Here is a 14,128-nt window from a genome sequence, read left to right on the forward strand (position 1 = left end):
TCCGCTCGTACTTCATGCCCAAGCGGGTCAAAGCGGCCCGCATCTGAATCCTGCCTCTGTCAAGCAAGGACAGTCGTGCGGTGCTCGTGACGCTTACGATTGAATCGGGTGGCGACGAGGGCGGGCATGTAGAGTGCCTGCCTGACCGTTTGCCGGCCGCCTGGATGAAGCTCTTGCCCTTTCACTGGCCGGATTGGCGGTCGAACGGGGGCAACACCGACCAAGCTTGCAGTTGCTTGTCTTCGCGGCACCCAGTTCGGGCATGTCGGCGACGATGGCGAAGGCGCTCGCCTCGCCGAGCCCCGGAATGCTGGTGAGAATGTCGAAGCGGCGCCTGAGACCGCCTTTTCTGGCGATACAGGTTCGGCATTCGGTGTCGATCGCTGTGATCTGGCCAGGGAGCTGTTTCAACCGTTGCTCGGCCTGGCGCTTCAGCAGGGGGATGGTCAACGACTTTTGCCGAAGCAGGCGTACACGTATGTAGGTCGCGCATTTGTTAATGGCCTGGAAAATAGGGCGTCGAATGCTCGACGTCGCGAGCAGGCCTTGTCGGTCGCTCGATCCACAGCGTGATTTCAGATCCCAGTCCTCCTTCCTGCAAGTGCAATATTCTTTCTTCCAGTGCCTTATCTACTGTCGTGAGACGATGGTTCAGGCGAAGATAGTCCGTCCAGGTCGGGGTGCGGAATGTCTCTATCCACTGCACAGGCTTCTGAAGGTTGCGCTGGAGCGTCCAGTTCCGTGCACCGACGCGGCTGTGTACATGACGCCGCTGCCGCATGAGGTCGAGGAAGGCCTCAACGTTTCTCTCGCGTATCAGATATTCGATCTTGACGACGATCGGACCGCTCCTCGGCTTCAGGTTGATAGCGACAACTGGGGCATTGAACTCCTCCAGAGGATCGGGTTCAGACTCGAGGCGCTCGCGAAGAGGGAACAGGGTGCCGGCCGCAGCGACCAACAGCAAGGCCCCGGCGGAGCCCTCCAGCGCCCAGGCCACGGAATGGTTTTGCGCGACCGTGCCCCACACCCAACTGCCGGCCGCTATGCCGCCATATATCATAGCATAATATATCGAGATGGTGCGCCCAACAACCCAACGCGGGCTCGCCAGCTGTACGCTTACTCCAATCCCGGACCAGGCGGTGACCCAGCCCGCGCCGCCTAAGGCGAGCGCAATTGCCGCCATCGCAATCGAAGAAGTCAGGGCGAGGGAGAGGGAGCACGCCGCGCAGAAGACGCAGGCGAGCTTCATCAGCCGTTCTTGCGACAAGCTACGCCTGAACAGACTGTTGGAGAGGCCGGCTAAAACCGCGCCTGTCCCAAAACCTGCCATGAGCGTGCCATAGGCAAGCGGTCCACCTCCAAGCTGATCGCGAACGACAATGGGCAGTAGCGCGAATATGGCGATGCTTGCCAGACCAAAGAGGGTTCCGCGGAAGATCGCCGCCTTGATTTCCGATGACATCGCCGTGAAGCGCAGCCCGTCATAGATCGCCGTCCTCATCGACTCGCGCGGCAGAACCGACGCGCGAACCTTCCACTTGCAGCGCCATATGGTGACTAAAGGGACCAGGTAGCTGAGCGTGGTGACGGTGAAAGCCGCCAGAAGGCCAAAAGAGGCAACCACGATGCCGCCGAGTGCTGGGCCCACGGTCCGTACGGTATTGAAGCCAACGGAGAGGAGGGTGACCGCAGCGGGAACATCGCGTCGGTCCACGATATCGCCAACCGAGGCTTGCCAGGCGGGATCGTTGAGAGCGCCGCCGCATGCGATCAAGAAGCTGAAGCCGAGGATCATCCAAGGATCGACAACGCCCAGCGCCGCAAGAGCGGTCAGCATCGCAGAGGCTATCGCCATTAGGCAGCGGCCGGCGAACATGACGCGGCGACGGCTGAAATTGTCGGCCATGACCCCAGCGAAGATAGACAAAATGAACGCGGGCAACGTCGATGAAGCCGGCACCAGGGCCACCATTAGATCAGAAGTCGAGATCGTTGCCATCAGCCAGCTGATGGCAACAGTCTGCATCAACCAGCCGAGACTCGAAACCTGGGTGGCGAGCCAGATTGAACGAAAGGTTGGATTCCTGAGCGGCGCGAACGTGGCTTGCGAACCTAGATCCTCGTTTGCGCCCACCCCGCTGCTCATTTTCTCGAAACTTTTACCTTCTGCCTACCAGTCCCGTTGCCAAATGCACAGAGGTCAAAGCCTCCATCTTGGGGCGAGCATAGCGGCTTGCGTCAGGAAGAATACGCACTCCCAGAGTTCGAAAACCGCATGCAAATCCCTCTAGTCAGACATCACTACTAGGCAGCTTGCGTCAAGATCAGTTTGTATATTTCTATCATCTAGCAGCGAGATGGACCAGATATCGTTAAGCGGCTCTACAAGATGCGGCCGGTTCGCAGCGACCGATCTTCCTGGAGCCGATTGCAGGTGGCTCGCAGAACACTCCGCAATCGGCTCTAGATGGCACCCCGGATCATAGCACCATGGGAACAAGGTACACCTGGAAGCACAGCGTCCAAACGGGAAGCCGCACTTTTTCGCGTGACGGGGTTTCGTTGGAAAGCATAATGGCTTCAAGATCCCATCTCGCCACTAGATGGGGGCAATACACAAACTGCATTTGACGTAGGCGGTCCAACGACACATCGTCCATTGAATGAATGGCGGAACAAGAAACGGCCAGTCAACCTAGTACGGGAGGAGAGATGAGCAATCTTCTTAGACACAGGCGCTTTGTACAGGCGGTGTCTCCCGCTGACGCTGCCGCGGCACTGTCTTCCTTTGCTGGCCAGGCTTCGACGCGACCCTCGGACAAGGTGTAAGTCTTGGTCGACGATGTTGACGCCGGAAAGGCGACCATCAAAGCTTTTGAGGCCGTTCGATATACAACGTCGAGCCTACCGGAAAACCGCAGGAACTGATCCAAAGGCAAGTGCAACAGCTAGCGCCGGCGCTTCTCTAAATGTGCGTCTATCAGAAGGTGCTGCTCGACGCGAATTAACTCAGACAAGGGGAATGGAACATGACAATCTCTCGACGCGACGTGATCAAGATCGGCATGGCCGCCGGAGCGGCTCTATCGATCCCTGCTGTCCTGCGAGCGCAGACGACGGCAGCCGACGCGCGGACGGTGCGCATGGTGAAGGCGGCGGATCTCCGTGTCTTCGATCCGGTTGTCGAAGCCAGTAACGGAACCATCGACCATGCCCTGGCAATCTACGACACCTTGTTCGCGCTCGACTCCAAGGCCATGCCACAGCCACAAATGGTGGAGAAGTGGGGCGTTTCCGAGGACAAGAAGACTTATACCTTCGAACTCCGGGACGGTTTGAGCTGGCATGACGGCACTCCGGTCACCGCTGCCGACTGTGTCGCCTCGGTTCGTCGCTGGGGACAGATATCTGCCGGATCGCTGCTCATGGAGCGAGCCAAGGATATTTCAAAGAAGGACGACAAGACCTTCACCATCGCGCTCAAGGAGCCGTTGGGCCTTCTCATCGATTTGCTTGCAGCGGTGTCGGCGCAGCCTCTCTTTATCATGCGCGAGAAGGATGCAGATCGTCCCGCGACCGAGCAGGTCACCGCAAATGTCGGATCAGGGCCGTTCAGGTTTAATGAGGCCCTGGCAAAGCCGGGCTCGAGTTTCACTTATGATCGCAACGAAAAATATATAGCGCGTAAGGAGCCGTCTGACGGATTTGCCGGCGGGAAGGTTGTCAAGGTCGATCGTGTCATCTGGGATAATATTGGCGATTCGCAGACTGCCTTCGCAGCCTTGCAGGCGGGTGAGATTGATTACGTCGAGCAGCCCCCCGTCGATTTTTATTCCGCGATTGAAAATGATTCCAACCTTGCGCTCCAAGTTCTGGATAAAACGGGCTGGGTCATGTGCCTGCGCATGAACTGTCTGCAGAAACCGTTTGACAACGTAAAAGTACGGCAGGCGATGCTGCACCTGATCGATCAGGAAGCATTTTTACGCGTCGCGGTTCCCGACCCAAGATACGGTCAAACCGTTACATCGCTCTTTGGAAACGGAACGCCCTATTCTAACGACGAAAATACGAAATGGTTTAAGAAGGGTGGCGACCCGGAAAAGGCAAAGCAGCTCCTCAAGGAGGCCGGATACAGCGGCGAAAAGGTCGTCATTCTCCAGCCCACCAACATAGCCTGGATCAGCGACGCCGCGCAGCTGCTTGCGGCAACGCTGCGCAAGATCGGCGTCAATGCCGAGCTTGCGCCCAGCGACTGGAGCGGTCTTGCCGCGCGCCGCTCCAAAAAGGGACCGGTCGAGGACGGTGGCTGGAGCATCTTTTTGACGAGCGATTCCGGCTTCGCGCTCACCGATCCGATTGGAGAGGTCTTCCTAAGCGCAAATGGCGAGAAGGGCTGGTACGGTTGGCCGAAGAACGACGAATATGAGGCTCTTCGGGCCCGATGGCCAGATGTCGGACTCGAAGAGCGTAAGGGTCTGGCCCGCGAGATGCAAAGGATCTGGTGGGATTTCGCCGGCGACGTCTACTTGGGTCAAACGCTTCGGCCGATCGCGCGCCGCAAAACGCTCACTGGGCTGATCGAGGCGCCGAATTTCATTCCCATGTGGAACATGGAGAAGGCCTGAGCGGTGGTTTCCTACATCCTGCGCAGATTGCTCTCGACCATCGCCGTCATGGCGATGGTCGGGATCTTCGTCTTCCTGCTTCTGAGGCTGGCGCCCGGCGACCCGGCAGCCCTCATCGCTGGGGACTTGGCCACGCCAGAGATGGTCGCTGGCATTCGCGAGCAGCTGGGGCTTAACCAGCCGATGCCGGTTCAGTTCGTTCACTGGGCACTCAGCATCGTCAGCGGCGACTTCGGGACTTCAATTTTTAGTGGATACCCGGTTCTCCAACTGATCTCGCAGCGGCTCGAGCCGACCATTTCCCTGTCGATCCTGACGCTGAGCCTTTCGGTGACGGTCGGGATCTCATTCGGCATCCTTGCCGCCTGGCGAACTGGCGGCTTCATTGACCGCGTCCTCACCGCCTTTGCGGCACTCGGTTTTTCCGTCCCGGTGTTTGTCTTTGGTTATTTTCTGATATACTTGCTAGCCATCAGCATGCACTGGCTACCGGTTCAGGGATACGAGCCTATTGACCATGGCTTTTGGCCTTGGTTTGTGCACCTGATCCTGCCTACTTTGGCTTTAAGCTTTCCCTACGTTGCATACTTTGCACGAATCGTGCGTACGAGTATGCTCGAAGTTCTATCGGAAGATTATATGCGGACGGCCGCTGCCAAGGGCGCCTCGTCATATTCCATGCTCTTCCACCATGCTTTGAAGAATGCCGGTGTCCCGATCCTGACCGTCATCGGCATGAGTGTAGCGTATCTGATCTCCGGTGTCGTGATCACGGAAACGGTGTTCAACATACCTGGTGTCGGTCGTTTGGTGGTCGATGCGATCAACAACCGCGATTATCCGATCATTCAAGGCGTGCTTATCCTTGTTTCGGGTCTTTACGTCCTCATCAACCTCGCGGTCGATCTGGCTTATACGCTGATCGATCCACGCATCCGGTACTAATATGGCCCTTCTTTCCGCACCAGTTGCTACCGTGCCGATGGGCCGGCTGCGACTATCAGGCCTTCCCCGTCTCGCAAGACGGCATCCGCTGGTTTTTGTAGGCGGCGGCATCTTGGCGCTCTTGATCATTCTGGCACTCGCTGCCCCGCTTTACGCCGGCGATCCTTTGACCATGGATCCATTCAAACGGCTTCAGCCGCCTTCCATGGCGATGTGGTTCGGAAGCGACAATCTTGGCCGCGACGTCTTTGCACGAACGGTGTTCGGTGCAAGGATCTCTCTCATGGTAGGGTTGTCCGCGGCGGCAGCTGCCGCTCTGGGTGGTCTCCTGATTGGTGTACTTGCAGGCTACAACCGTGGCTTCGACAACGTCGTCATGCGGGTCATGGACGGCCTGATGTCGATCCCGACGATTCTGCTGGCGATTGCGCTCATTTCTCTGACCGGACCGGGGATGGGCATCCTTATCGTCGCCATTGTCATCCCTCAGCTGCCGAGCGTCACGCGATTGGTTCGCTCGGTTGTCCTGGCTGTTCGGGAGCGCCCCTATGTGGAGGCCGCAATTTGCGGTGGCGCACGCCTGCCGAAGGTGCTTTGGCGGCACATCATGCCAAGTACCCTTCCGCCGCTCATGGTGCAGGGCGCCATCGTCTGTGCGGACGCAATCTTGACAGAGGCCGCGCTGAGCTTCCTGGGCGTGGGCGTGCCTCCCGAAATTCCGAGCTGGGGCAACATGATCGCTAGTTCTCGCTTATATCTTGCTATCGCCCCAATGACCATCTTCGCGCCCGGTATCTGCCTTGCCGTCACCGTCCTTGCCGTCAACCTGCTCGGGGATGGCTTGCGCGACATGTTCGATCCCCGCGCGAAGCGGAGACGCTGACATGCTGATGCGAGAATCTGCAGAGGATGATGTCCTTCTCGACGTTCGCGACCTTGAGACGCACTTTTACGGCGAAGAGAGCATCACCCGCGCTCTAGGCGGCATCAGCTTCCAGGTAAAGAAAGGCGAAACGCTCGGCGTCGTCGGCGAATCCGGATGCGGGAAGAGCGTCACCGCCCTTTCCATCCTTCGCCTGCTGCCGAAGCTGAGCGCCAAGACTGTCGGCGGCGAGGTCCGCTTTCACGGACGCGACATCCTTGAGCTGTCCGAACGGGACATGCGAAAGATCCGCGGCCACCGGATCGCCATGATCTTCCAGGAGCCGATGACGAGCCTGAACCCGGTCTATACGGTCGGCCACCAGATTGCTGAAGCGGTGCAGATACACACAAACGCGACCCGCTCGGTGGCGATGGCCAAGGCCGAACAGATGCTCCGTCTCGTCCGCATCGGGGATCCCGAGCGTCGCGTGAACAACTATCCCCACGAAATGTCAGGCGGCATGCGCCAGCGCGCCATGATCGCCATGGCCCTTGCCTGCTCGCCGGAACTGTTGATTGCCGACGAGCCGACGACCGCGCTCGACGTCACCATCCAGGCGCAGATCCTGCGGCTGATCGTCGACCTGAAGGAGCGTATGGGAACGGCCGTCATGTTCATCACGCATGATCTGGGCGTGGTAGCCGAGACGTGCCAACGCGTCATTGTCATGTATGCTGGCCGGATCGTGGAACAAGCGAGCGTCACGGATCTGTTCGCACGCCCCGCGCATCCCTACACCCAGGGTCTCATGCGCTCGGTGCCTGACCGGCGGCGCGGTCGGCAGAGCCGCCTTCCGGAAATTCCCGGCATTGTACCAAGCCTGCGCGAGCCGATTGTCGGGTGCAGCTTTGCGCCGCGCTGCCCGTTCGCGATCGATATTTGCCGCGAGAAGAGGCCCTCCCTCGTTGATGTCGGGTCGAGCCATGCCGCAGCTTGCTGGCGCGCCGAAGAGGTGGTGGGCGCATGAGCGGTCCTTTGCTGAAAGTCGAGAATCTCACCAAGCATTATCCGCTCGGTGCGGGTTTACTGAAGAAGACGATTCCCGTGGTGCGGGCGGTAGAGGATGTATCCTTTTCCGTCGAGGCGGGCGAGACGCTCTGCATCGTCGGCGAATCCGGCTGCGGCAAGTCGACGGTCGCGCGGCTGTTGATGCGGCTTGTCGAACCGACGGGCGGGCGCGTGCTGGTCGAGGGGACCGACATTGCGGGTCTCAAGAAGCACGCGCTTCGCGCGTGGCGCCGTCGGATGCAGATGGTCTTTCAGGATCCTTACTCGTCGCTGAATCCGCGCCTTACCGCCGGACAGATCATCACAGAGCCCGTCGAGAATTTCGAGCGCCTCAGCCGCAAGCAGCGCAACGCTCTTGCTGCGGACCTTCTCCGAAAGGTCGGAATGTCGCCCGAGATGATGCACAGGCTTCCGTCCGAGTTGTCGGGCGGTCAGCGCCAGCGGCTCGGCATTGCACGCGCCCTGTCGCTCAACCCCTCTCTCATCATTGCCGACGAAGCGGTGTCAGCCCTTGACGTATCTGTACAGGCACAGATCTTGAATCTGCTTCTGGATCTCCAGCAGCAGATGGGCATCGCCTTCGTCTTCATCTCACATGACCTCGGCGTCGTGGAGCATATAGCGCATCGCGTGGCGGTCATGTACCTAGGACGGATCGTGGAGCTCGCCCCAAGCGAGGCGCTTTTCGCCAAGCCGGTGCATCCCTATAGCGAGGCACTGATCGCGGCGGCCCCGGTGCCGGATCCGACGCGGGTTCGGCTGGGAGTGCCCGTCGAGGGCGAGGTGCCAAGCCCCATCAATCCGCCGAGCGGGTGCGCGTTTCATCCGCGCTGTCCGCTCGCTGTCGAGCGCTGCCACGTCGAGGTACCGCCTTTGGTGCCGATGCCAGATGGGCGCGTCGTGGCCTGTCATGTGCGCGCTCCGGTCACAGAGATCATCCCCACGCAACCGGCTGTAGCAGGCGAACATTCGCCTGCTCATGTGGCTTAGCCTCATGACCTGCTGTTAGGGCGTTGAGCCCGCAGTCTAATCACGGTAGAACTTACGCTCACGAATGCTGGAGCACAAATGGAATCGCTTGTTAATGCTAATGATCCAGCCCGCGAAGAGCGGGATGGCCTCGACGTGGTTGGCTCAATTGCCACGAATGTTGCTGATGGCTTCACCATGGCGGCAGTAGGCGACCTTCTTTACGCGCGGCCCGTAACAAAGGGCTATCATCCAGGTTTTGCCGATGTTCTCAGGATCTTCCACGGGGCTGAGGTGATGTTCGGCAACCTCGAGACGAACATACTGGACGTCCGGTCGAAAGGTTATCCCGAGGCCGAGTATGGCGGTGCGTATTTGATCGGTGCCCCGGAACTGGGTGCTGATTTGAAGGCGATGGGGTTCAACCTGGTCAGCCGCGCCAACAACCATACGCTCGATTGGAGCGTTGAGGGTATGCGCGAAACCAGCCGCGCGCTCGAGGAGCAGGGAATCGTTCATGCAGGTGCGGGCGAGAACCTCGCGCAAGCCGGCGCTGCTCGCTTTTTGGAAACCGCTCGCGGCCGCGTTGCGTTGGTTTCATTTGCTGCAACGTTCACGCCAATGTCTCGCGCTTGCGATCCCGCCGGCGAGGCCCCGGGCAGACCAGGACTCAACGCCCTTCGCCTGGCAAGAAGCATCGTGATTCCACCGGAGATGCTCAATAACCTAAGGCAGGTGCGCGAAGTGCTTCCTTGGTATTGCGCGCCGCCGAAGAACGGGTCCCGGGTGGTACTTGGCGAGGTGCTCTTCAAAGCAGGCGCAAAAGCAGGATACAGCTTTGAACCCAATCCACGCGATGTCGACGCTATTCTGCGTAACGTGCGTCGGGGTAAGCAGTTTGGCGATTTCTGCATGGCCACGAACCATGGTCACGAGCCCGGGGAATTCAGCCCCGAACCGCCTGATTATGAACAAGCGTTTGCACGCAAGACGATCGACGCCGGAGCAGATGCATACATAAATCACGGACCGCATCATGTCAGGGGCATCGAAATTTACAAAGGCCGGCCCATCTTTTACGGCCTGGGGAATTTCTTCAACCAAGACCTGAGAACCCCGGTCGGAGCTGACATGTTCGACGCACACGGAAAGGATGCACGGGTCGACACTGATGCCGAGGTAAGCGCCCACGAGATGGCCGTAGGATATCCGATGTTGGAGGGATTTATATCCCTCTCTGACGCTATCTACTCTGAGAGCGTCGTCAGCGTGAGCCGTTTCGAGGAAAACCAGATCGCCGAGATACGGCTCTATCCGCTCGAGCTCCGCCGCACCGAGCGGTTAGCGAACCGGGGAGTCCCGCGGCTCGCTCCAGCGCCCCGAGCAAGAGCAATTCTGGAGCGGCTTCAGATCGCATCGAAGCCATTTGGGACTGAGATCGCCATCGAGAACGACGTCGGTGTGATCAGATTGCGTTCGCTGCGATGACCATTCACGCATTGAACCCTTGAAGTAGCCCGCATGGGTTCAGCAGCCATCGTGGCATTGACAGTTGCCTCTTTCACGGATTGCGCCGTCGCCTCGAACAGCGTCGCGTTCGTTGCTTGCTAAGAAAGATGGGTGCCCATTGCGGGCGCGGCCGCCGCCTGGCTCTTAGAGAGGTTTGCCGTTGAGAACTTGAGAACGGCAAGACACAGATCGCAGGATCCGGGTGTTCCGGTTCGGTCGAAGCCAAAGGCTGCGGCGCGGTAAAAAACGTTAGAGCGCGCGGTCCAGATTGTTGCGCTTCTCTCCACGATTGTCGCGCAATAATCAGCGGATCCGCCACTCGCCACCTCAGGATAAAGCGCTTGATCTCGCCCTGGTGTCGCTCATCTGGCCTTCCGAGCGAAGCATTACCATCAGCGACTCCTTACCATCTCTCAGACCGTGAGCAGCTTGGAGTTCAGCGCGACTTTGGTGCGCGGGTTGTCCATTACGCCAGAACGCATCAGGCGTAAGCTCGATCTCGTTTCTAGATGCCGACAATACATAAACAGTGTTGGACGGAAGCCGCCCAGCGATTGATTATCGAACAAATAAACGTGCCAAATGCCACCGAACCTTCGATCTTGGAACTAAAGATGCATACCGTCGTGCCGTACCGCGACCTGCAGGACAAGACAACCGCGTGGCGCCGCTACCCCGAGCAAAATCGCGAGTCCCGTTGTAGGCCGAACAACGCTGTAAACGAAAGATTGGCTTGGCTTTTTAGGCGGTTTGGTTGTCTCGTTAACGTCACGAGTTGGTCGGGAATTCTGGAAAAAGTCCTCTGCTGGCGGCTTAAGTACGTTCGCATTGCGCCTGAGGGATTCGGCTTCGTCCACTTCGATGGCTGGAAAGATGATTCTTCCCGTCGTGACGGGCTTCCTAGCACTGCACGGGAGAGGAGCTTTATCGACAGTTGCTCCATTTTGTCGCTCCGACTCCCCCTTTTGCCGGGCCAATTGCCGGCTTCCTCGGTTTTCCTTGCGGCGCTCGTGATCGTTACCCGTCGTTATTGGCTCGCTGAGCGAGCGGTTTCCTAATGCGCGCCCCTTCCCCGGCGGGGCGCAGGGCTAGGAAAACAAAAAGAATTGGAGCTTAAATTTCCATGAGAGTTTCACCAAAAGCTAGTGAGTTTGTTGAGTCGTCAGAAAAGAAGTCGCTGCCTTCCAAAGCGCGAGCTGTCATAATCGGGGGCGGGGTATCCGGATGCTCAATAGCGTATCACCTAGCAAAGCTCGGATGGAGCGATGTCATTCTACTTGAGCGCAAAAAGCTTACTTGTGGCACAACGTGGCATGCAGCTGGCTTAGTGAGTGAGCCGCCCACTGTTTCAACGCCAAACCTGTATAAGTACTCAATGCAACTGTACTCTAGCTTAGAGGAAGAGACTGGGATTGCGACCGGACTTCGGCGCGTCGGATCCTTGTCTATCGCACTCACCGAAGAGCGCAAGCACGAGTTATACAGGCAGCTGTCTCTCGCGGCCGCAGTCGGTGCCGAGGCGCGAAAGCTCTCTGTAGATGAACTCAAGGAAATGCACCCTCATGTAGATGTGTCTGACGTCACTGCTGCGCTCCATTTTCCCAATGATGGGCAATGTGATCCGACTAATGTCACGATGGCGCTCGCCAAAGGCGCACGTATGCGCGGCGCTGCCATATTTGAAGGAGTGCAAGTCACTGGTGTTCAGACGAGGAACGGCCGAGTGTCGAGCGTGACATGGGAGAAGGATGGCGAGCGAGGGGTAATTGAAACAAACAACGTCGTAAACTGCGCTGGGATGTGGGCACGGGAATTAGGCTTAACAAGCAACGTCGCGATTCCACTGCATGCCTGCGAACACTTTTACATGATTACAGAACCGATAGAAGGGCTGACCCGACTGCCGGTACTTCGTGTTCGTGACGAGCAGACGTACTACAAGGAAGATGCAGGGAAAATTCTCTTTGGGGCGGTAGAACTGAAGGCGAAGCCGTGGGGGATGGATGGCATCCCTGAAAGCTTCTGCTTTGATCAGTTGCCTGAGGACTTTGCGCATTTCGAACCTATTATGGAGAAGGCTCTGAAGCGCATGCCGATCCTGGCGACGGCCGGTATCCGTACCTTCTTCAATGGACCAGAAAGCTTCACCCCCGACGATCACTACCATTTGGGAGAAGCTCCCGAACTTAGAGGCTATTGGGTAGCGTGCGGTTACAACACTGGAGGGATAGCCTCGTCGGGTGGTGCGGGCTTAGCGCTGGCGCAGTGGATGAATGACGGTGAGCCGCCATTCGATTTGTCAGGCGTGGACATCCGGCGGATGCAGCCTTTTCAGAAGAATCGTTCCTACTTGAGAGAGCGGGTATCGGAGATTGTGGGGCTTACCTATGCCGACCAATTCCCCGCCCGTCAGAAGACAACTTCGCGTGGTATTCGACGCTCGCCAATTCATGAGCATCTTAATGTACGGGGCGCGGTATTCGGCGAGGCGGTTGGCTGGGAGCGAGCCAACTGGTTTGCCAGGGAGGGCCAGGAGCGCGAATATCGTTACTCTTGGCACCGCCAGAACTGGTTCGATAATCAGCGCGACGAGCACGTGGCGATACGCGAACGTGTTGGTATTTTGGACTTGACTTCATTCGGAAAAATCCGTGTGGAGGGACCAGACGCCTGCAGCTTTCTCCAGCGGCTTTGCTCCAATGACGTTGACGTGCCGGTTGGCCGGATCATCTATACGCAAATGCTAAATGCGCGCGGCGGGATCGAGAGCGACCTCACCGTGAGTCGCCTCACGGAGACTGCTTACCTGCTCGTCGTTTCGGCCTTCACATTGCATCGCGATTTGTCTCGGCTCCGGCGGTATATAGGCGACGAGTTTGTCGTTATCACCGATATATCGGCTTCGGAAAGCGTTCTGGCGGTGATGGGACCGAGTTCGCGCGAACTGCTCGGAAGAGTAAGTCCGAATGATTTTTCCAACAAGAACAATCCGTTCGGCACCTTCCAGGAAATTGAGATCGGCATGGGTCTGGCGCGGGCGCATAGAGTGACTTATGTTGGCGAGCTGGGCTGGGAGATTTTCGTCCCAACTGACCAAGCCGCGCATGTCTTTGAAGTAATCGAGGCGGCGGGCGCAGATGTCGGTCTCAAGCTGTGTGGGCTGCATTCCATTCTCTCGTGCCGCATCGAAAAGGCATATCGGGGGTTTGGGGAAGACATTGGCAGCGACGATCATGTGCTCGAAGCGGGATTGGGCTTCGCCGTAAAAACAGCAAAGCCTGGATTTATCGGCCGAGATGCCGTGCTGAGAAAACGTGAGGCGGGGCTTGAGCGTCGGCTGGTTCAGTTTCTGCTCAAAGATCCCACTCCAACGATGCATCACAACGAGGTCATCTTCCGAGACGGTCGGGTCGCGGGAACAATCACATCCGCTGATTATGGGCATACGCTCGGCGGAGCCACAGGGCTTGGATATGTGCCTTGCAAGAATGAAAGTGAAGAAGAGCTGCTCTCCTCCTTTTACGAAATCGAGATCGCAGGCGAGCGGTTTGCCGCGGACGTCTCGCTTAAGCCGATGTATGATCCAGGCAGCGAGCGGGTGCGGACTTGAGCTGCCATTTAGAGCGGCTCAATACAACGGACTCGGGTGCAAAATTCGGTGGGCAATACGCAGCTTTGGTCCGAAGTAAAGCGGCGCTGGGAGTTGGCCTTGTACCATCCGGTCCTCCTCGCGCTGAAATGGAAGGCGGCGAGAAAGCGTTCGAAATACTGCAATTAATATGGTCGCGCGCCAGATCTCACCTTCCGACGGCCTTAAGTGTCCGATCCACTCCCTGTTTTGATGATAAACCTAACGCCAGTAACTGCGATGGCCTCATCGTTTTCGCTAGAAACTCTTAAAAGGCATTTAGGAGTTTAGGGGAGGCAGACGACTGTGACCTCTCGCGTACCAGGCCATGGAAAGGCGGCGTCCAGACGCCGGCCCTTAAGGAGGCCATCGCGGCGTTAGTAGAATGCCGCGTCGTAGTCAACGACCGTAAGCGCTCATTTCCCCGCACGTCGACGGCCCTTGCAACAGCTGATCGCTTTCAGACGGACGCGTCCGAGCGGATCAGGCTGCAGCGGTTTTGAGGAAGTT

8 protein-coding genes are annotated in these 14,128 nt (G+C 58.1%); 7 read left to right on the forward strand and 1 reads right to left on the reverse strand.

Features of this window, described 5'->3' with window-relative positions; translation table 11 throughout:
• Positions 1–496 precede the first annotated feature (496 nt).
• Positions 497–2,152, reverse strand: coding sequence for an MFS transporter (locus tag NKJ94_RS35425; RefSeq protein ID WP_352532200.1), 1,656 nt, complete (start codon positions 2,150–2,152; stop codon positions 497–499).
• 883 nt (positions 2,153–3,035) lie between these two features.
• Here NKJ94_RS35425 and NKJ94_RS35430 point away from each other — a divergent pair.
• The 7 genes from NKJ94_RS35430 to NKJ94_RS35460 all read left to right on the forward strand — a co-directional run bounded on the left by NKJ94_RS35430 (position 3,036) and on the right by NKJ94_RS35460 (position 13,600).
• The gene (locus tag NKJ94_RS35430; RefSeq protein WP_352532202.1) at positions 3,036–4,634 is read left to right on the forward strand and encodes an ABC transporter substrate-binding protein; all 1,599 of its coding nucleotides are present in this window, start codon (positions 3,036–3,038) and stop codon (positions 4,632–4,634) included.
• Positions 4,635–4,637: 3 nt separating this feature from the next.
• The gene (locus NKJ94_RS35435) at positions 4,638–5,579 is read left to right on the forward strand and encodes an ABC transporter permease (RefSeq protein ID WP_352532204.1); all 942 of its coding nucleotides are present in this window, start codon (positions 4,638–4,640) and stop codon (positions 5,577–5,579) included.
• Between the two features lies 1 nt (position 5,580).
• On the forward strand, positions 5,581–6,462 hold the full coding sequence (locus NKJ94_RS35440; protein ID WP_352532206.1) for an ABC transporter permease: 882 nt from the start codon (positions 5,581–5,583) through the stop codon (positions 6,460–6,462).
• Between the two features lie 7 nt (positions 6,463–6,469).
• The gene (locus NKJ94_RS35445) at positions 6,470–7,471 is read left to right on the forward strand and encodes an ABC transporter ATP-binding protein (protein WP_502904248.1); all 1,002 of its coding nucleotides are present in this window, start codon (positions 6,470–6,472) and stop codon (positions 7,469–7,471) included.
• A complete protein-coding gene (locus NKJ94_RS35450) occupies positions 7,468–8,502 on the forward strand; it encodes an ABC transporter ATP-binding protein (RefSeq protein WP_352532214.1) in 1,035 nt (344 codons plus the stop codon). Before NKJ94_RS35445 ends, NKJ94_RS35450 begins: the two co-directional genes overlap by 4 nt.
• A gap of 78 nt (positions 8,503–8,580) precedes the next feature.
• Positions 8,581–9,969 (forward strand): CapA family protein, encoded by a 1,389-nt coding sequence (locus NKJ94_RS35455; RefSeq protein ID WP_352532210.1) that lies wholly within the window; start codon positions 8,581–8,583, stop codon positions 9,967–9,969.
• A 1,144-nt stretch (positions 9,970–11,113) separates the two neighbouring features.
• Positions 11,114–13,600: a GcvT family protein gene (locus NKJ94_RS35460; protein WP_352532212.1), complete on the forward strand. Its 2,487-nt coding sequence runs from the start codon at positions 11,114–11,116 to the stop codon at positions 13,598–13,600.
• Positions 13,601–14,128: the final 528 nt, after the last annotated feature.

Source organism: Mesorhizobium sp. M0060 (assembly GCF_040323155.1).
GTDB lineage: Bacteria > Pseudomonadota > Alphaproteobacteria > Rhizobiales > Rhizobiaceae > Mesorhizobium.

Coding starts and splice junctions, on each gene's coding strand:
- NKJ94_RS35450 (WP_352532214.1), top strand. CDS start 7,468: ATGAGCGGTCCTTTGCTGAAAGTCGAGAATCTCACCAAGCATTATCCG.
- NKJ94_RS35425 (WP_352532200.1), bottom strand. CDS start 2,152: ATGAGCAGCGGGGTGGGCGCAAACGAGGATCTAGGTTCGCAAGCCACG.
- NKJ94_RS35440 (WP_352532206.1), top strand. CDS start 5,581: ATGGCCCTTCTTTCCGCACCAGTTGCTACCGTGCCGATGGGCCGGCTG.
- NKJ94_RS35455 (WP_352532210.1), top strand. CDS start 8,581: ATGGAATCGCTTGTTAATGCTAATGATCCAGCCCGCGAAGAGCGGGAT.
- NKJ94_RS35445 (WP_502904248.1), top strand. CDS start 6,470: ATGCGAGAATCTGCAGAGGATGATGTCCTTCTCGACGTTCGCGACCTT.
- NKJ94_RS35430 (WP_352532202.1), top strand. CDS start 3,036: ATGACAATCTCTCGACGCGACGTGATCAAGATCGGCATGGCCGCCGGA.
- NKJ94_RS35460 (WP_352532212.1), top strand. CDS start 11,114: ATGAGAGTTTCACCAAAAGCTAGTGAGTTTGTTGAGTCGTCAGAAAAG.